This is a genomic window from Streptomyces sp. NPDC040545, from assembly GCF_055595065.1.
This window is the reverse complement of record NZ_JBVIWA010000005.1, coordinates 282506-300835: the sequence shown is the minus strand read 5'-3', so window position 1 is coordinate 300835 and position 18330 is coordinate 282506. Positions and strand designations below refer to the sequence as shown.

Genomic DNA, 18330 nt, shown 5'->3' with positions numbered 1-18330 from the left:
ACGGAAGACCTCGCTCAGGCGGCCGGACCGGCCTTCGCGGCGGCGCCGGCCAGGGCCTCCAGGTCGCTCTTGCGCACCCGGATCACCAGCAGGGCGGTCGCCAGGGCCAGGCCCGCCATGGCGACGGCGGCGTAGAACGCGGTGGAGATGCCGTGGGTGAGGACCAGGTCGCCCCAGGGGTCGGGCAGGAAACCCGTCTCCTTGAAGGCGGCGATCTGTTCGGGGTCCGCCTGCGCCATGAAGGACGGGACCTGCTTCACGGCCTCGTCACGACTGGCCGTGCCGAAGACGGTGACCAGGATGGACAGGCCGAGCGAGCCGCCGACCTGCTGGCTGGCGTTGAGCAGCCCGGAGGCCGCGCCCGCCTCCTTCGGCGCCACGCCGGAGACGGCGGTGAGGGTGAGGGTCACGAAGTTGAGGCCCATGCCGAAGCCGAACAGCAGCATCGGCCCGAGCACTCCGGAGACGTAGGAGCTGTCGGTCCGGATGAAGGTAAGCCAGGCCAGCCCGGTTCCGGTGAGCGCGGACCCGAGGACCATGAAGGGCTTGGGCCCGAAGCGCGGCAGGAAGCGCTGCGAGAGGCCGGCGGCGGTGATGATGGCGACCGTCACGGGCAGGAAGCCGAGTCCGGACTGGATCGGGGAGAAGCCCAGCACGTTCTGCACGAACTGGACGATGAAGAAGAACATGCCGAACATCGCGGCGGCCAGGCCGAGCATGATCACGTAGGTGCCGGTGCGGTTGCGGTCGGCGAACATCCGCAGCGGGATGATCGGCTCGCGGGCCCGCGACTCGATGACGACGAAGAGTCCGAGCAGGACCAGGGCCGCGGCGAACGAGCCGAGGGTGATCGCGTCGCGCCAGCCCTTCTCCGCGGCGCTGATGAACCCGTACACGAGCGAGGCCATACCGCCGGTGGAGGTGAGTGCTCCGGCGATGTCGAAGCGGCCGGGGTGGCGCTCGGACTCGGTGATGTAGAGCGGGGTGAGGACCGCGATCAGCACGCCGATCGGCACGTTGACGAAGAGGACCCAGCGCCAGTCGAGCCACTCGGTCAGCATGCCGCCGGCCAGCAGGCCGATCGCGCCGCCTCCCGCGGAGACGGCGGCGAACACCCCGAACGCCCGGTTCCGCTCGGGGCCTTCGGGGAAGGTCGTGGTGATCAGGGCGAGCGAGGTCGGCGAGGCGATCGCGCCGCCGACCCCCTGCAGGGCGCGGGCCGCGAGCAGCTGCCAGGGCTCCTGGGCGAAGCCGCCGAGGAGGGAAGCCAGGGTGAAGAGCAGGATTCCGGCCAGGAACACGCGGCGTCGGCCCAGGATGTCGCCCGCCCGGCCGCCGAGCAGCAGCAGGCCGCCGAAGGTGAGGGTGTAGGCGCTGAGCACCCACGAGAGGTCGGTGGTGGTGAAGTCGAGGGCGCTCTGGATGTGCGGGAGCGCGATGTTCACGATCGTCGCGTCGAGGACGACCATGAGCTGGCACGCGGCGATGACGGCGAGCGCCACTCCGGGGCGGCCCTCCCGGCGTGCCGCGCCCGGTATCCGGGGTGCGGCGAGTTGAGAGCTTGTCACTGTGGATCCCCCCCAAAGTGAAATAGTGAACGCATTCGTTCACTGCGGGTCCACGGTAGGAGCCGCGCCTTAGTGAACGCAAGCGTTCACTAAGGCTGAAAATATGTGCGCCGAACGCGCAAGCCGGTCGGAGGCGGGGAGATGGTGGGTTCGCGCTGGTCAGCGGCGTCGCCGGGACGCAGGCGGGGTCCGGAACTCGAACGGGCGATTCTCGACGCCGCGTTGGAGCAGCTGAGTACGGTCGGATGGAACGCGCTCACCATGGAGGGTGTCGCGTCCGGCGCGCAGACGGGCAAGGCCGCGCTCTACCGCCGCTGGCCGTCGAAGGCGGACCTGGTGGCCGATGCGCTGCGCAGTGGTCTGCCGCGGATCGGTGACATTCCCGACTGTGGTTCGATCCGCGAGGACCTCTACCTGCTGTGTGTGGGCACGCGGGACGTCATGCACTCGCGCGCCGGTCAGGCTCTGCGGTCAGTGCTTCACGAATGCGATCACATGCATGCCGATCGGTTCCACGGAGTCATCTGGTCCGGTCTGCACGAGCCGGCCCAGCGTCTGATCAGGGAGCTTGTGGAGCGTGGAATCGCGCGGGGCGACGTGCGGCCGGACGCGTCTGGTCCGTTTGTCGTGGATGTCATTCCGGCGATGCTGATGTACCGCGCCAAGGTGTGCGGAAGCGAATGGGAGGACGCGGACATCGCGGCGCTGATCGACGAGGTGATGGTGCCGCTGCTCAGGGTGTGAGACGTGGCGGGGGCGGCGCGGGGCGCGCGGAGCGGGGTTCGCGTCCGATCCCGGGCGGGTCGGACCGGGGCGGGGGTGTGCAGTGGCCCCGGGGCGGCGTAACCTTGCTGGCGCCATGCCGTACGAAGCACCCACCCACACCGTCGAACGCTCCCTCCGTGCAACCACCGGCGCCAAGGTCATCGCCGGGGTCGACGAAGTCGGACGAGGGGCCTGGGCCGGACCCGTCACCGTGTGTGCGGCGATCACCGGCCTGCGCCGGCCGCCCGCCGGGCTCACCGACTCCAAACTGCTCACCCCCAAGCGACGCGACGCCCTGCTCGATGTCCTGGAGGACTGGGTCACCGCGTACGCGCTCGGGCACTCCTCGCCCGAGGAGATCGACGACCTGGGGATGACGGCCGCCCTCCGACTGGCGGCGGTGCGCGCGCTGGACGCGCTGCCGGTGCGCCCCGACGCGGTGATACTCGACGGCAAGCACGACTATCTCGGCCCGCCCTGGCGGGTCCGTACGGTGATCAAGGGCGACCAGTCCTGCATCGCCGTCGCCGCGGCCTCGGTCATAGCCAAGGTCCGCCGCGACCGCATGATGGCCGAACTCGGTGAACGGGGCCGCGGAATCGAGGACTTCGCCTTCGCCGCCAACGCCGGATACCCCTCGCCCGTGCACCGGGCGGCGCTGGAGGAGCTGGGGCCCACCCCCTACCACCGGCTCTCGTGGTCGTACCTCGACGCGCTGCCCCGGTGGCGCCATCTCAAGAAGGTGCGCCGCAGCGAGGAGTCGATGGAGCTGGAAAACGGAGGCCAACTCGGCTTCGATTTCTGATCGCACGCGTGTGCCACCAACCGGTACGTTTCGTACCGGTGTTTGATAGATATCAACTCATGCCTCTCACCCCCGCCATCGCCATCGAGGAGCCTCAGATTCACGAGAGTGCCCAGGGTCCCCGCGTCACGCCGGCCGCGAGCCGCACCGCGCAGACCCCCCGCCCTGTACCTGGTCCGCGTCCCGCCGCCGTACCGCGGCCCGGCCGCCCCGGTCCCGCCAGGCCCGCACCGCCCGCGCAGCGTGCGCCGCAGGCCACCCCCGGACCCGTTCCCGCAGCCCCCACCGCACCGTCCGTCTCCGCGGCGGTGCCGCAGATCCAGCTGATCCCGGCCTCCGCCGAGGGCGCGCTGGACGCGGCCGAAGAGGCCGTCGACCTGCTGCTCGACACCGGGCGCGCGCCCGGCGACATCCTGGTGCTCACCAGTGGCGACCCGCACCCGTGGGCCGCGCACGAGCTGTCCTTCGGCGAGGCCGCGTACTGGGCCCTGCACGACGCCGGGGACGACGTCTTCTACGCGGACGCGGCGCAGGTCCAGCGCGCCGGCCGCCGTCCCGTCGTGGTCTTCGCGGCCAACGGCGGAGCGGTCGACACCATCGCGGGAGCCTTGCCGGTCGCGCTCACCCGGGCGGGTGCGCTGCTGATCGTGTGCGGTGACCCGCAGCAGATCAACTCCGTGCTGGGTGCGGGCGTCTGACGCCCTGTACCCCGGCACGGGCGAGGGGCGGGGCGGGCCATGGGGCCGGCCCCGCTGAAGCCCGCGCCGGGGCCCGGGTCGGAGCCTGAGGCCTGGTCCGCCGTACGCCCGTTCCTGGGTGTACGGCCGTGAGGCATGCCCGCACGCAGGGCGAGCGTGTCGCCGTCGTACGGGTGCCAGCCGCACGGGTGACAGCCCCGCGGCGACAGCAGCACGGGCGCGGGCCGTACCCGTGGGAGTTGCGCCCGGGGCCCTACGGGGGTCAGCGCGCGGCGGTCCGCCGCAGGGCCTCGACCGCGCCGCCCCCGGTGTGCAGGGCCAGCGGAGAGAACTCGGACACGGTGTCGCCCAGGCGCTGCGGCCGCGAGTCGGAGCTCGGACGCCGACCGCCACGGCCCTCGCCCAGCACCTGCCAGCCCCCGTGGGTCAGCGTGATGTACGCGCCGCAGCGCAGGCCGTGCAGGGTGCAGGCGTCCCGCAGTCCCCACATCCACGCGCCGTCCTCCTCGGTCCACCGCTCGTCGCCCTCGCGGCAGTAGAGCAGCACCGCCGTCCGCACCGGGGTCCGTCGGCGCAGGTCGTGCGGGAGGACCCGGCGTAGCCGGGACAGCAGGGCGTTGCGGTACTCCCAGCCGTCGGCCGAGGCCGACCGCTGCACGAAGGAGGCGCTCGCCACGAGCTGCTCCTCCGGGCCGAGGACGGCGATGACCGCGGTCGAGGGCACGGGGCTGTGCCGGGAGTGCAGCCCGCTGACGACCTCGCGCGGATTGCCGAGCAGCGGAATGCCCGCCGCTGTCCATTCCGCGGGTTCCAGCAGTCTGCCGTGCCGGCTTGTGCCGCCGGTGGCTGTTGCCAGGGACGTGGTCGGGGGCGGCGCGAATCCGAAGGTCACGGTCCTCCCTTCGGGTACACGCCCGCGAACGGGCACGGTGGAGTCAGGGCGCGCCGCAGCGCGGCCCAGGAGGGTGCCGAGGAGCCGAGCGGGAGCACCCCAATTCTCGCGTGGCTTCTGAGCGTGCGGCAACGAGCAATTGACGCCGCCGACCGGAATTCGCCGGTATGCCGTTCATATCCTTGCCCCGCCACGCCGAAGATGACGCATTCGGCTAGCCCTGAAGCGCCAGCACCAGCGGGAACACCTCTTTCGCGCCTGCCCGTCGCAGCAGCCGGGCGGCCACCGCGACGGTCCACCCGCTCTCCGTGCGGTCGTCGACGAGCAGCACCGGACCCGCGGACTGCGCCAGCGCATCGGCCAGCGCCGGGGGCACGGCGAGGGATTGGTGGAGACCCCGTACCCGCTGTGCGCTGTTCGAGGACACCGATCCGAACTCCGGTGCCTGGTCCGTGTAGGCGAGCGCACCGAGCAGCGGCATCCGCCCGATCTCCGCGATCCGCGCGGCCAGCGAACCGATCAGCTGGGGGTGGCTGCGCGAGGGCAGGGCGACCACGCCCACCGGCCGCCCCGGTGCGTCCGGCGCCCCCGAGGCCCAGCCGCCGGGCCCCCGGGCCCAGTCCGCGAGCACCGCGACCACGGCCTGCGCGACGTCGTCCGGAACCGGCTGGTCCGGAGCCCCTGGGGCCAGCATCGGTCGCAGCCGGTTGCCCCATCCGATGTCGGACAGCCGGCCCAGCGCCCGGCCCGTCGAGGCCTGCTCCCCGGCGGGGATACGGCCTTTGAGGTCGACGCCGACCGCCGCGAGCCCGGTCGGCCACATCTTGCGCGGCTCCAGCTCCACGCCCGGGCGGCCGAGTTCACCGCGCGCGGTGTCCAGCGCGGTGGTGGAGACCTCCGCGGTGAACCGGGCCCCGGCGCAGTTGTCGCAGCGGCCGCAGGGCGCCGCGTCCTCGTCGTCGAGCTGGCGCCGCAGGAACTCCATCCGGCATCCGGTGGCCGCGGCGTAGTCGCGCATGGCCTGCTGTTCCGTGGCCCGCTGGCGGGCGACCCACGCGTAGCGCTCGGCGTCGTAGGCCCAGGGCTCGCCCGTCGAGGTCCAGCCGCCCTTGACGCGGTGCACGGCGCCGTCGACGTCGAGCACCTTGAGCATGGTCTCCAGCCGGGTGCGGCGCAGATCGACCAGCGGCTCCAAGGCGGGCAGCGACAGCGGCCGGCCGGCCTGGGCCAGGACGTCGAGCGTGCGGCGCACCTGCTCCTCCGGCGGGAAGGCCACCGAGGCGAAGTACTGCCAGATCGCCTCGTCCTCCCGGCCGGGGAGCAGCAGGACCTCCGCGTGCTCCACGCCACGGCCCGCGCGGCCGACCTGCTGGTAGTAGGCGATGGGGGAGGAGGGCGAGCCGAGGTGCACCACGAAGCCCAGGTCGGGCTTGTCGAAGCCCATCCCGAGGGCGGAGGTGGCCACGAGCGCCTTGACCCGGTTCGCCTGGAGGTCGTCCTCGGCCTGTTGGCGGTCGGCGTTCTCCGTCTTGCCGGTGTACGAGGCCACGGTGTGCCCCCGGTGGCGCAGGTAGGCGGTGACCTCCTCGGCGGCCGCCACGGTCAGCGTGTAGATGATCCCGCTGCCGGGCAGGTCCCCGAGGTGGTCGGCGAGCCAGGCCAGCCGGTGCGCCGCGTCGGGCAGGGTCAGCACCGCCAGGCTCAGGCTCTCGCGGTCCAGCGGGCCGCGCAGCACCAGAGCGTCCGTGCCGGCCCCGGTGCCGAGCTGTTCGGCGACGTCGGCGGTCACGCGGGCATTGGCCGTGGCGGTCGTCGCCAGCACCGGGACACCCGGCGGCAGGTCGGCCAGCATGGTGCGCAGCCGGCGGTAGTCGGGGCGGAAGTCGTGACCCCAGTCGGAGATGCAGTGCGCCTCGTCGACCACGAGAAGCCCGGTGGCGGCGGACAGCTTGGGGAGGACCTGGTCGCGGAAATCAGGGTTGTTGAGCCGCTCGGGACTGACCAGCAGGACATCGACCTCACCGGCAGCCACCTCGGCCTGGATGCCCTCCCACTCCTCGGGGTTGGCGGAGTTGATGGTGCGGGCGCGGATCCCGGCCCGGGCCGCGGCCTCGACCTGATTGCGCATCAGCGCGAGGAGCGGCGAGACGATCACGGTGGGGCCGGCGCCGTTCGCCCGCAGCAGGGAGGTGGCGACGAAGTACACCGCGGACTTGCCCCAGCCGGTGCGCTGTACCACCAGCGCCCGCCGCTTGTGCGCCACCAGGGCCTCGATCGCCCGCCACTGGTCCTCGCGCAGCCTGGCGGCACCCGTGGGGTCGCCCACGAGACGGGCTAGTACGGAGTCGGCCGAGGACCTCAGGTCTGCGTTCATACCCCCATGCAACCTGATGCCTCCGACATCGCGCCAATGCCGCTCCGGGCCTGTGGACGGCGGGGGCGTGAGTTATCCACAGGGCTTTCGGGATCGGATCATGCGCGGGACCTTCGTGGCATGACGAACAACCACGAATCACGCACCCCGTCCGACCGGCCCTCCATCAGCCCGGCCGGAACCGCCACCGGACCCCAGATCACCCTGCGCAGCCCGGCCGAACTGGCCGACGCGCTGCCCTACATGCTCGGCTTCCACCCGACCGACTCCCTCGTCATGGTCGCCGTGCACGGCGAAGGCGGGCGCTTCGGCGGCCGGCTCCGCGTCGGTATCCCCAGCTCGCCCGCGGAATGGGAGGACACCGCCCGACAGGTCGCCGAGTGCCTGATCAGGGGCAGCGAACGGCGCGGCGCGAGGCCCGACGGCATCGTCGTCTACCTCTGCCAGGAGCCGGGCGGGGAGGAGAGCGGCCGGCGGGTGATGGCCCGGCTGCGGCCGCTCGCCCAGGGGATCCGGCTGGCCTGCGGCGCGCTGGACGTGCCCGTACTGGAGGTCCTGTGCCTGTCGGCGGGACGGTTCTGGTCCTACGTATGCCCCGACGAGCGGTGCTGCCCGGCCGAGGGGAGCCCGCTGGCCGCCGTCGGCACATCGGTGCTGGCGGCGACGGCCACCTTTGCCGGACTCCAGGTCAGGGGCTCCCTCAAGGAGATCGAGGGCCGGATGGCACCGCTGCGCGGGGTCGTCGCCGAGGAGGCGGAACGGGCTCTCGACCGGGCCGCCGCCGCCCTGATGCCCAGGATCCTCGACGGGGCCACCCGCGAGGAGGTCGGCGCCGAGACCATCGCGCTGGCACGGAGCCTGATGCGGCGCCTGACGCTGGCCCCGCCCGTCGAGGGCGGCGCCCACGCCGACGACTGGGACGACGCGCTGCTCGGCCATGACGAGGCCGCCTCACTGATCCTGGGTCTCCAGGACCGCGAGATCCGGGACATCGCGGCGGAATGGATGGAGGACGAGGACGCGGCCCCCGCACTGCGGCTGTGGCGGGCCCTGGCCCGGCGCTGCGTCGGGGCCTACGGCGAGCACGCCGCCGCTCCGCTCACCCTCGCCGGCTGGGTCTCATGGTCCACGGGGGACGAGCCGACCGCCCGGATCGCCTTCGGCCTGGCCCTGCGGGCGGACGCCGAGTACCGCTTCGCCCAGCTGCTCCACCACGCATGCAACGAAGGGATCGACCCCGAGGGGCTGCGGCAGTGCCTGCGGGAGGAGCGGCGCCGCCGGGAACCCAGGCGGGGGCGATCCTCGGCCGGTACCCGCCCTCCCGGCCGGCGGGGCCGGACGGCCTCCCGCCGCGGGTCCCGCCGAACCGCGGGGAGCGAACAGTGAGCGCGCACCGGTTCACGTCGTCCGGCGGTCCGGTGCGACCGCTCCGGTACGCGCTGGGCCTGACCCGGCGGCCCGGGCTTCACCCCGGGCACGCCCGGACGGCGCCCGGGCCCGTGACCCGGGCGGGGGTGGGGGCGTTCAGCTGGGGGGTGGTGGGGGCCCGGCCGCGCCGCCGCCCAGCTGAACCGACCGGAGCGCAGACAAGGCGACACATGTCTCACCCCGCACCTCCCCGCCCACCCGGCGTGCCCGCCGCCCGCAGGTCCGAACTGCCGCCCGTGCACGGTGCCGTCATCTGCGTCGCCGCGCCCTGTCTGGTCATCTCCCCGGAGCACGGCCAGCTGACCGGGCGGGGTATCGACGGGATCTACCGGTCCGGGCGCCGCCTCCTCTCCCGTTGCGTGCTGCGTGTCGGAGGCCGGGACCCGGTCGCCGTGCAGGGGCGCAGCCTCGCTGCCGACCGGGCCGTCTTCACCGCGACCGTGCGCTCCGGTGCCGAGCCCGGCCCCGACCCGGACATCGGTGTGGAAAGGGTCCGGCACGCGGACGGCACCGAGCGGATCACCCTGCGCAGCTTCACGGCCCGGCCGGTACGCCTGCCCGTGGAGGTGCTGCTCGGCACCGACCTGGCGGAGCTGGCCGCCGTGGCCGCGGGCCGGGCCGGGCCGGAGCTGCCCGCCGGGGTGCACGCCGCCGGGCTGCGCTGGAGCACCGGCGACGCGCAGGCCGTGACCGCCGCCGACCCGCCGCCGGACGACGCGCTGGCTTCTGCGGGGCTGCTGCGCTGGCAGCTCGAACTGGCTCCCGGCGAATCCCGCACCATCGAGCTGCGGACCACGCAGCAGCGGGTGGGGCGGGCCCCCGCCGGGCAGGTGGCGAACCCGCTGGCCGACGCCCGGGCCGAGGGGGACGATCCGAGGGCCGGGGCATGGTTCCGGACCAGTGTCGAGGACCTGGGCGCGCTGCTCCTGCGGGACCCTGAGCAGCCGGGCGACGCCTTCGCCGCGGCGGGAGCGCCCTGGCGGCTCGGCCTGGCCCCGGCGGAATCGCTCTGGGCCGCCCGGATGGCGCTGCCGCTCGGGACCGGTCTCGCCGCAGCCACCTTGCGCATCCTCGCCCGCACCCAGACCGAGGAGCGGGGGCCCGACCTCGGGAAGATCCCGGGCCCGCTGCGCGGAGCGGGCGCGCAGCTTCCGCCGGGGTGCACCGGCACCGAGGCGACCCTGGCCTTCCCCGCGGTGCTGGCCGAGGCCCGGCTCTGGGGCATGCCCGAAGAGGAGGTGGCCCGGCTGCTCCCGGCCGCCGAACGGTGCCTGCACTGGTTGCGCGGCGCGTGGGGGGAGGACGGCTTCCTGGCCGATCCGGACCCGGGTCCGCGGCGCTGCGAGACCCAGGCCCACGCCCATCGGGCCGCCGTGCTCGGTGCCGATCTGCTCGCCGCGTGCGGACGGCCGGGAGCCGAGGAGTGGCGGGAGCGGGCGGCCGGGCTGCGGGAGCGGTTCCGGGCCGGGTTCTGGATCGACGGCCCGGACGGCGGGCGGCCCGCTTCGGCCCTCCACCCCGACGGGAGACCGCTGCCCCGTCTGACGGGGGCCGCCGCCCACCTGCTCGACACCGGACTGCTCAGCGGCGGCCGGCTCGCCCCGGGACTCCTGGACCGCACCCGCTCCGAGCAGCTGGCCCGGCTGCTCGGGGCCCCCGCCATGGATTCCGGATGGGGGCTGCGGAGCATGGCCGTCAAGGAGCCGGGGCACAACCCGTTCGGCCACCGCTCGGGCGCCGTACGGGCGTACGAGAGCGCGGTGGCCGTGGCCGGCCTGGCCCAGGCCGGTTTCGAGAAGGAGGCCGCGGGCCTGCTCGGAGGCCTGCTGGACGCGGCGGAGGCCTTCGGGTACCGGCTACCGGAGATGTTCGCGGCCGAGCAGCGCACCGCGGGCAGCGCCCCCGTGCCGCACCCGGCGGCCTGCCGGCCGGCCGCCGTTGCCGCGGCGGCCGGGATCCACGCGCTGACCGCCCTCGCCGGAATCCGCCCCGACGCCCCCGCCGGCACGGTCGCCCTCGCGCCCCTCCCCGGAGCCCCCCTGGGCGGGCTCAGACTGTCGGGTCTGCGGGTGGCGGGGAAGCCCTTCGCCGTCCGGATCAGCCGGCTCGGCCTCGGCATGGTGGAGGAGGCGGCCGATGCGCTCCAGTTGGGTGGCTGAGCACGCTCACCCCGCTCAGGCCGGAACTGTCCGCCCGATCGAAGGCCCCCGCCTTCGGAGCGCTGTCTTCAAGGTCACCAAAGCGCTGTTTATCGTCAGGCAGACGACTATGATCGCGGCATGTCGCCCTACGACCCGTCGGCCTATCCGCCCTTCGCCGTCACCGTCGACCTGGTCGTGCTCACCGTGCGGCGCCACGCGCTCTGTGCGCTGGTCGTCCGGAGAGGTGAGCAGCCGTTCCAGGGGCGCTGGGCGCTGCCCGGAGGCTTCGTCCGCGGGGACGAGGACCTGGCGGGGGCCGCCGCCAGGGAGCTCTCCGAGGAGACCGGCCTGTGCGCGCACGACCCCGCCCTGCCCGGCGCGGGCAGCGGGGCGCACCTCGAACAGCTGGCCACCTACGGTGATCCGAAGCGGGATCCGCGGATGCGTGTCGTCAGCGTGGCGCACCTGGTGCTGGCTCCGGACCTGCCTGCGCCCCGGGCCGGGGGCGATGCCAACAGCGCGCGCTGGGCCCCGGTCGACGAGGTGCTGGCCGAGACCGAGGCTTCCACGGGGCTGGCCTTCGACCACGCCAGGATCCTCGCCGACGGTGTCGAGCGGGCCCGCTCGAAGATCGAGTACTCCTCGCTGGCCACCGCCTTCTGCCCGCCGGAGTTCACCGTCGGCGAGCTGCGCCGGGTCTACGAGGCGGTCTGGGGTGTGTCCCTCGACCCGCGCAACTTCCACCGCAAGGTCACCGGTACTCCCGGATTCCTGGTGCCGGCCGGAGGCACGACGACCCGTCAGGGCGGACGTCCGGCGCAGTTGTTCCGGGCGGGCGGGGCCACCCTCCTCAACCCGCCGATGCTGCGTCCGGAGGTCTGACACCGCGGGCCACGAAGAGCCGTCGGCGGCGGCGGGACCACCGTGCCCGATCCCAGGGCCGGGTCCGGCGCCCGGTCCGGCACCCGGTCCGGACCCGCCGTCCGTGCGGGGCCCGGCGGCAGTATCGGCATTCCATCGGACCAGTTGCGCTGAATATCGGACATATCGCGTTATCTTGCTTGCGGTACCCACCCTGCCGCTGAGCGGTCTCACCCCCCGCGAGAGAAGCGATGCTCCAGGCCATCGGACTCACCAGCAAGCCCCGCCCCGACGCCCCGCCCCTCGTGGACGACCTCACCTTCGAGGCCCGCCCGGGGCATGTGACCGCCCTGCTCGGCGAGCCGGGATCGGGCAAGACCACCGCACTGCGGCTCATGCTCGAACTCGAACCGGGCCGCGGCGTCACCTACTTCCGCGGCCGCGCGCTGCACCGGATCCCGCACCCCGGCCGTGAGGTCGGAGTGCTCCTCGGCGACGTTCCCGGCAACCCCGCGCGGACCGTCCGCAACCAGCTGCGGATGCTCTGCGCCGCGGCCGGGGTGCCGGCCTCCCGGGCCGACACGATGCTGGAGGTCGTCGGCATCGCGGGACTGCGGGACCAGCGCCTCGGCTCGCTGTCGCTCGGCATGGAGCGCCGGGTCGCCCTGGCCTCGGCACTGCTCGCCGATCCGTGCACCCTGCTGCTCGACGAGCCCGGCGCCGGGCTCTCTCCCCGCGAACGCGGCTGGCTGCACGGGCTGCTGCGCGGCCACGCCTCCCTCGGCGGCGCGGTGCTCTTCACCACCGACGACGCCAAGGAGGCCGCCCGCAGCGCCGACCGTGTCGTCAGCATCGAGGCGGGCCGGCTCGTCGCCGACCAGGACGCCGCCGAGTTCGCCCGGACCAGACTGCGGCCGCGGGTCGCCGTGCGCACCCCGCACGCGGCCCGGCTGGCCGACGTACTGGGCCGCGAGGCCCGGGCCGCCCGTCGAGCGGTGGAGATCGTTGCAGAGAGCGGCAGCCGCCTGTCGGTGTACGGCAGCAACTGCGCCGAGGTCGGCGAGGCGGCGTTCCGGCACGGCGTGCTGGTCCACCAGCTCGCCGACGAGACGGGCGACGCCGGTGCGCCGACGGCGCCGGTCCCGGCCGCGCGCACCGCGGCCGGAGCGCCGCCGGAGCCCGGCGCGGCCCGCACCGAAGCCGTCGCCGAGTCCGTCGCCGGGGCCCCCGGCGAGGACCCCCGGCGGATCCGCTCCGGGCGCCCGGCCTCGGCCGTGCGCCGCGTGGGTGGCCCGCTGCGTCCCCTGCGCTACGAGTTGCTCAGGGTCTTCGGGACCGCCACCCCGGTCCTCACCGCCGCCCTCGTCGTCGCTGTCTCCGTCCTCACCGCCCTCGTACTGGCCCGGACCGGGCAGACCCCGCAGAACCGGCTGCTCGCCGCCTGGCCCGAACTGCTGCCGCTGCCGCCCGCGGCCCTGGGCGCGGGCCTGCTCGGCGCGCTGGCCTTCGGCGAGGAGTACCGCTACCCCGTACTCGCCGCCGACCGGGGCACCGTGCCCCGCCGGATGGGGCTGCTCACCGCCAAGCTGGGCATCTGCGCCGCCCTCGCGCTGCTGCTGGGTGCCCTGACGGTGGCCGCCGACGCCGCCGCCCTCGCGCTGGTCTTCGACAGCGGCCCGCTGCGCACCCCGGTGGAGTGGCTCTCCCCGGCCGTGAGTTGGGCCGGGCTGCTCATCGGCTGCGCCTGGGCCGGCGTACTGGCCTCCGGTGTCTTCCGGTCCGCCACCGCGGGACTGGCCGCGGTGCTCGCCGTACCGGTGATGGTGGTTCCGCTGGTGCGCAAGGCCCTGGAGGGCTCGTCCGCGTACCCGTCGACTGGGCTCGGGGCCCGCCTGCGCGGCCTGACCTGGGGCCAGTGGCCGCCGGAGGCCGACCGCCTGCTGATGGGGGCTCTCCGGGTGATGGCCCAGCCCGTCGGGACCGCGCTGGTGTTGTCGCTGATGGTCCTGTTGTGCGCCTATGGGTTCACCGGACTGCGCAGCCGGGTCCGTTGGTGATCGTTCCGGTTCGGGAGGAGTCACGTACGGGACCGTTGCCGTCCGTGTCACGTCAAGCGGACCGCAACTCCCCGCAAAAGGTCTGGTTCTTTACGATAAGTCGTCAATTGCGTAGGTGGCACCGATCACCCTTTCGTGTGCTTTTCACCAAAGACCTCAAGGGTCATGGAGGCACGGCCGACAAAGGATTCGTGAGTACCCTTGCGCACACCATGATGACCGCCGCCCGCCACGCCGACTCCGGCCTCGCCGGCGGCGAACTCGACCGCTACCCCTACGCGGAGACCCCCGGGTCCGACCGCGTCGGAGCACCCCACTGGGACGGTGCCGACGTCGAGTTGAGCCGCGTGGGCCGCCGAGCGGCAGGCAGCCGCGGACGCGGACTGCACGGCCAACTCGTCCAGCAGCTCGGCCAGATGATCGTGTCCGGCGACCTCGGTGCGGACCGCCCGCTGGTCCCCGAGGAGATCGGCCAGCGCTTCGAGGTCTCCCGCACGGTCGTCCGCGAATCCCTGCGGGTCCTGGAGGCCAAGGGCCTCGTCAGCGCCCGCCCCAACGTCGGCACCCGGGTCCGTCCCGTCGCCGACTGGAACCTGCTCGACCCCGACATCATCGAATGGCGTGCCTTCGGTCCGCAGCGCGACGACCAGCGCCGCGAGCTCGGTGAGCTCCGCTGGACCATCGAGCCGCTCGCCGCCCGCCTCGCCGCCGGCCATGGCCGGCCGGACATCCAGCAGCGCCTCGCGGACATGGTCGAGATCATGGGCCACGCCCTCGGCCAGGGCGACGCGATCACCTTCGCGCGCGCCGACAACGAATTCCACGCGCTCCTCATCCAGGTCGCCGGGAACCGCATGCTGGAGCACCTTTCCGGCATCGTCTCCGCCGCCCTCCAGGTCTCCGGCAGCCCGATCACCGCCTGCGACCGCCCGAGCGAGACCTGCGTCGCGCACCACGCGCGGATGGTCGAGGCCCTCGCAGCGGGTGATGCGACGGGCGCCGAGAACGCCATGCGCCAGCTCCTGACGGTTCATCCGGAGGTCGAGCGCGTGGTCCCCGCCCCACGCGAGCACTGACGGGCGGACGTGCGGGGGTGCAGAACGTGTCGCCGGGCCCGGCCGGGTCCGGCGACACCGGCGTGAGGCCCCCTTTCGTGGCGGTTCGGCATGCGCGGAAGACCGGGTTCGAGCACAGGAGCGGCACTCGTGCGTACGGGGTGTGACTCGGGCCACGAAGATTGGGCGTAACGCTCTGCGAGGTCACGCGATGACGTAAGAGGTGATGGCCGACGGAGGGAAGACAGCAGCCCTTGGGGGTGCTGTGCAGCTCCCCGGCCCCTGCCCGCGCCGCCGGCCCATCCCCGGTCGGTGGTCGTCGGCTCCGGTCCAGCACCACCAGGCCCGGGGTCGGAAGCCGTTCCCATCGTTCCGAGAGGTTGTTCGTGTCGGCCAGCACATCCCGTACGCTCCCGCCGGAGATCGCCGATTCCGAGTCCGTGATGGCGCTCATCGAGCGGGGCAAGGCCGAGGGGCAGATCGCCGGCGATGACGTGCGTCGGGCCTTCGAGGCTGACCAGATTCCTGCGACCCAGTGGAAGAATGTTCTGCGCAGCCTCAACCAGATCCTCGAGGAAGAGGGTGTGACGCTGATGGTCAGTGCCGCGGAGTCGCCCAAGCGCACCACCCGCAAGAGCGTCGCAGCCAAGAGCCCGGCCAAGCGGACGGCCACCGAGACCGTCAAGAAGACGGCCGCCCGGACGACGGCGGCGCAGCCCACGGCCACCCCCGTCCCGGCGGACTCGGACATCGCGGAAGCCCTCGCGGAAGAGCCCGGAACGGAGCCCGCCGCCAAGAAGACGGTGGCGAAGAAGACGGCGGCCAAGAAGACCGCGCCCGCCAAGAAGACCGCTGCCAAGAAGACGGCGGCGAAGAAGACCGCCTCCAAGAAGGACGCGGACGAGGGCGAGGACGAGACCGCGGACGAGGGTCCCGACGCCGCCAAGGCCGAGGCCGAGGAAGAGGAGGAGGGCGGGGAGAACAAGGGCTTCGTCATCTCCGACGACGAGGACGACGCCCCCGCCCAGCAGGTCGTGGTCGCGGGCGCCACCGCCGACCCGGTCAAGGACTACCTCAAGCAGATCGGCAAGGTCCCCCTCCTCAACGCCGAGCAGGAGGTGGAGCTCGCCAAGCGCATCGAGGCGGGTCTGTTCGCCGAGGACAAGCTGGCGAACTCCGACAAGCTGGCGCCCAAGCTCAAGCGCGAGCTGGAGATCATCGCCGAGGACGGCCGCCGCGCGAAGAACCACCTGCTGGAGGCCAACCTCCGCCTCGTGGTCTCCCTCGCCAAGCGCTACACGGGCCGCGGCATGCTCTTCCTGGACCTGATCCAGGAGGGCAACCTGGGTCTGATCCGCGCCGTCGAGAAGTTCGACTACACCAAGGGCTACAAGTTCTCGACCTATGCCACGTGGTGGATCCGGCAGGCGATCACGCGCGCCATGGCCGACCAGGCACGCACCATCCGTATCCCGGTGCACATGGTCGAGGTCATCAACAAGCTCGCCCGCGTCCAGCGCCAGATGCTCCAGGACCTGGGCCGCGAGCCCACCCCGGAGGAGCTGGCCAAGGAACTCGACATGACCCCCGAGAAGGTCATCGAGGTCCAGAAGTACGGCCGTGAGCCGATCTCCCTGCACACGCCGCTCGGCGAGGACGGCGACAGCGAGTTCGGTGACCTCATCGAGGACTCCGAGGCGGTCGTCCCGGCCGATGCCGTGAGCTTCACGCTGCTGCAGGAGCAGCTGCACTCGGTGCTCGACACCCTCAGCGAGCGCGAGGCCGGCGTGGTCTCGATGCGCTTCGGCCTCACGGACGGCCAGCCCAAGACGCTCGACGAGATCGGCAAGGTCTACGGGGTCACGCGTGAGCGGATCCGCCAGATCGAGTCGAAGACGATGTCGAAGCTCCGGCACCCGTCCCGCTCCCAGGTGCTGCGCGACTACCTGGACTGACCGGGCGGCTTCGGGCGGCCCGGGCCGCCGCCCGGTAGCCGATGGGGACCACAGGGCCACGGTGGCCGCGCGGGTGCGCTCGGCCACCGGGCGACCCACTCTGGGTGGAGTCATGCACACTCGGAGTCAGGAGGCCTCATGCGTCGTCCCTTTGCCCGTGCTCTGGCGGGAGCGCTGACCCTGGCGGCGGGAGCGGCCGCTGCGCCGTTCGCCCAGGTGCCGCAGGCGGCCGCGGACAGTGTGGTGATCGGCGGGAAGCCGGTGAAGGTGGCCGACAGCCCCTGGGTCGTCGCCCTCGCCAGCCGTGACCGGTTCGGGGGTACGCGGGGCGGGCAGTTCTGCGGAGGCGTGCTCGTGTCCCCGACCAGGGTGCTGACGGCGGCGCACTGCCTGGGCAGCCAGGTGCTGGGCGGCCCGGTCGAGTCCGTGGCCGACTTCCGGGTGATCGCCGGGCGTACGGAGCTCCGGGCGGCCGAGGGCCGGGAGATCGCGGTGCGCGGGGCGAGGGTGAACCCGGCCTACGACCCGGCGAGCAATGCCGGGGACCTCGCCGTTCTGGAGCTGGCCGAGTCGGTACCGGCCCACTGGGTGCTGCCCATGGCGGGGGCGGGGCATTCCGCCTACGCCGCGGGGACCGAGGCGGCGGTGTACGGCTGGGGCGACACGAGCGGCTTTGGTGACTACGCGTACGGGCTGCGTGCCGCTGGGGTGACGGTGCTGGCGGACGAGGTCTGCGCGCGCGCCTACCCCGGGGACGCGGACGGGCAGTACCGCGCGGAGTCCATGGTGTGCGCGGGGGACAGCGGTGGCGGCAAGGACGCCTGCCAGGGCGACAGCGGCGGGCCGCTGGTGGCCCGGGGGCGGCTCATCGGGCTCGTCTCCTGGGGCCGGGGCTGCGGGCGCGCCGACAGCCCCGGGGTCTACACGCGTATCGCCCCGTTGGTCGACTTCGTGCTGGCCCCGGAGACGGACGCGCAGCCCGGGGAGGTCCAGGACGTCGGGTGGGACGCCCCCGGGGCCTCTGGGCCGTACACAGGGCCCGTACAGGGGCATCGCACGCCCTAGCCGCAGGGTCGCGGACGTGAGGACGGGCGGCACCCCTGGGTCTCAGGAGTGCCGCCCGTCGACCGGCCTGGCCGGTCCTGGCTCGTCGGATGCGAGGTGCAGGCCTGTGTCAGCGGTCCTCGGGTTCGGCATTGGCAGCCGGAGCGGACGTGAGCCGCTCGGTCTCATCCTGTATTTCCGCGGCGATCTTCTTGAGTTCCGGCTCGAACTTGCGCCCGTGGTGGGCGCAGAAGAGCAGTTCACCGCCGCTCAGCAGGACGACGCGCAGATATGCCTGGGCGCCGCAACGGTCGCATCGGTCAGCGGCCGTCAGCGGGGTCGCGGGTGTCAGAACAGTAGTCACGTCGCCTCTTCTCTAGCTCGACGAGCTGTCGTACCAGGGTCAACATCCAACCAGGCCGAAAACGTTCCCGCTCGCGGCTTTTCCTCGAAACTTCCTTCCGAAGCTGGCCGGCTGTTGCCGGTTGGCGGCGAAGGAGCCGTATTGCGTTGCTTTACGGTTTCGCGTTGTCAGTCGTGCGCTTGTTGCAGTTCCATCCTCCCCCGGCGTGAGTGCCAGGTTGTTCATGAGGACGTGCCCGAACCCTAAATGGTTCATGCGCGGAAGGGAACGTGATGTTTCCTTCACCCGCGCGGGGGATCGAACACCCGTGCGGATCTGGACTA

General features: G+C 73.1%; 14 protein-coding genes. 10 read left to right on the top strand and 4 right to left on the bottom strand.

Going from position 1 to position 18330, the window contains the following annotated elements:
* Positions 1-14 precede the first annotated feature (14 nt).
* Positions 15-1568, bottom strand: a complete 1554-nt coding sequence (locus ACZ573_RS13735) for an MFS transporter (protein WP_471303164.1) — start codon at positions 1566-1568, stop codon at positions 15-17.
* Between the two features lie 141 nt (positions 1569-1709).
* Between ACZ573_RS13735 and ACZ573_RS13730 the strand changes: the two genes are divergently transcribed.
* The 3 genes from ACZ573_RS13730 to ACZ573_RS13720 all read left to right on the top strand — a co-directional run bounded on the left by ACZ573_RS13730 (position 1710) and on the right by ACZ573_RS13720 (position 3836).
* Positions 1710-2312, top strand: a complete 603-nt coding sequence (locus tag ACZ573_RS13730; protein WP_471303161.1) for a TetR/AcrR family transcriptional regulator — start codon at positions 1710-1712, stop codon at positions 2310-2312.
* Between the two features lie 115 nt (positions 2313-2427).
* Positions 2428-3138: a ribonuclease HII gene (locus ACZ573_RS13725; protein ID WP_471303159.1), complete on the top strand. Its 711-nt coding sequence runs from the start codon at positions 2428-2430 to the stop codon at positions 3136-3138.
* Positions 3139-3197: 59 nt separating this feature from the next.
* Positions 3198-3836 carry a hypothetical protein gene (locus ACZ573_RS13720; RefSeq protein WP_471303156.1) on the top strand — a complete coding sequence of 213 codons (639 nt, stop codon included), beginning with the start codon at positions 3198-3200 and terminating at the stop codon, positions 3834-3836.
* A 262-nt stretch (positions 3837-4098) separates the two neighbouring features.
* On the opposite strand, the gene ACZ573_RS13715 is transcribed toward ACZ573_RS13720, so the two are convergent.
* Together ACZ573_RS13715 and ACZ573_RS13710 are read right to left on the bottom strand one after the other, a co-directional pair.
* Complete coding sequence (locus ACZ573_RS13715) at positions 4099-4728, bottom strand: hypothetical protein (protein WP_471303154.1); 630 nt, start codon at positions 4726-4728, stop codon at positions 4099-4101.
* A gap of 214 nt (positions 4729-4942) precedes the next feature.
* On the bottom strand, positions 4943-7102 hold the full coding sequence (locus ACZ573_RS13710) for a RecQ family ATP-dependent DNA helicase (RefSeq protein ID WP_471303151.1): 2160 nt from the start codon (positions 7100-7102) through the stop codon (positions 4943-4945).
* Between the two features lie 120 nt (positions 7103-7222).
* Between ACZ573_RS13710 and ACZ573_RS13705 the strand changes: the two genes are divergently transcribed.
* The 7 genes from ACZ573_RS13705 (at position 7223) to ACZ573_RS13675 (ending at position 17664) form a co-directional block, all read left to right on the top strand.
* Complete coding sequence (locus ACZ573_RS13705; protein WP_471303149.1) at positions 7223-8488, top strand: DUF4192 domain-containing protein; 1266 nt, start codon at positions 7223-7225, stop codon at positions 8486-8488.
* Between the two features lie 212 nt (positions 8489-8700).
* Positions 8701-10689, top strand: a complete 1989-nt coding sequence (locus tag ACZ573_RS13700; RefSeq protein ID WP_471303147.1) for a glycogen debranching N-terminal domain-containing protein — start codon at positions 8701-8703, stop codon at positions 10687-10689.
* Between the two features lie 120 nt (positions 10690-10809).
* Positions 10810-11553, top strand: coding sequence for an NUDIX hydrolase (locus ACZ573_RS13695; RefSeq protein WP_471303144.1), 744 nt, complete (start codon positions 10810-10812; stop codon positions 11551-11553).
* A 230-nt stretch (positions 11554-11783) separates the two neighbouring features.
* Positions 11784-13589: an ATP-binding cassette domain-containing protein gene (locus tag ACZ573_RS13690; RefSeq protein WP_471303141.1), complete on the top strand. Its 1806-nt coding sequence runs from the start codon at positions 11784-11786 to the stop codon at positions 13587-13589.
* A gap of 191 nt (positions 13590-13780) precedes the next feature.
* A complete protein-coding gene (locus ACZ573_RS13685) occupies positions 13781-14665 on the top strand; it encodes a FadR/GntR family transcriptional regulator (RefSeq protein ID WP_471303138.1) in 885 nt (294 codons plus the stop codon).
* A 365-nt stretch (positions 14666-15030) separates the two neighbouring features.
* Positions 15031-16599 carry an RNA polymerase sigma factor gene (locus ACZ573_RS13680; RefSeq protein ID WP_471303136.1) on the top strand — a complete coding sequence of 523 codons (1569 nt, stop codon included), beginning with the start codon at positions 15031-15033 and terminating at the stop codon, positions 16597-16599.
* 138 nt (positions 16600-16737) lie between these two features.
* Complete coding sequence (locus tag ACZ573_RS13675; protein WP_471303133.1) at positions 16738-17664, top strand: serine protease; 927 nt, start codon at positions 16738-16740, stop codon at positions 17662-17664.
* 109 nt (positions 17665-17773) lie between these two features.
* Here ACZ573_RS13675 and ACZ573_RS13670 read toward each other — a convergent pair whose 3' ends face one another.
* Complete coding sequence (locus tag ACZ573_RS13670) at positions 17774-18007, bottom strand: DUF7455 domain-containing protein (protein WP_030016583.1); 234 nt, start codon at positions 18005-18007, stop codon at positions 17774-17776.
* Positions 18008-18330 lie beyond the last annotated feature (323 nt).

Bases quoted from the DNA above. Each gene is read 5' to 3' on its own strand.
- ACZ573_RS13730 (WP_471303161.1), top strand. From the start codon at position 1,710: ATGGTGGGTTCGCGCTGGTCAGCGGCGTCGCCGGGACGCAGGCGGGGT.
- ACZ573_RS13725 (WP_471303159.1), top strand. From the start codon at position 2,428: ATGCCGTACGAAGCACCCACCCACACCGTCGAACGCTCCCTCCGTGCA.
- ACZ573_RS13720 (WP_471303156.1), top strand. From the start codon at position 3,198: ATGCCTCTCACCCCCGCCATCGCCATCGAGGAGCCTCAGATTCACGAG.
- ACZ573_RS13710 (WP_471303151.1), bottom strand. From the start codon at position 7,102: ATGAACGCAGACCTGAGGTCCTCGGCCGACTCCGTACTAGCCCGTCTC.
- ACZ573_RS13705 (WP_471303149.1), top strand. From the start codon at position 7,223: ATGACGAACAACCACGAATCACGCACCCCGTCCGACCGGCCCTCCATC.
- ACZ573_RS13700 (WP_471303147.1), top strand. From the start codon at position 8,701: ATGTCTCACCCCGCACCTCCCCGCCCACCCGGCGTGCCCGCCGCCCGC.
- ACZ573_RS13695 (WP_471303144.1), top strand. From the start codon at position 10,810: ATGTCGCCCTACGACCCGTCGGCCTATCCGCCCTTCGCCGTCACCGTC.
- ACZ573_RS13690 (WP_471303141.1), top strand. From the start codon at position 11,784: ATGCTCCAGGCCATCGGACTCACCAGCAAGCCCCGCCCCGACGCCCCG.
- ACZ573_RS13675 (WP_471303133.1), top strand. From the start codon at position 16,738: ATGCGTCGTCCCTTTGCCCGTGCTCTGGCGGGAGCGCTGACCCTGGCG.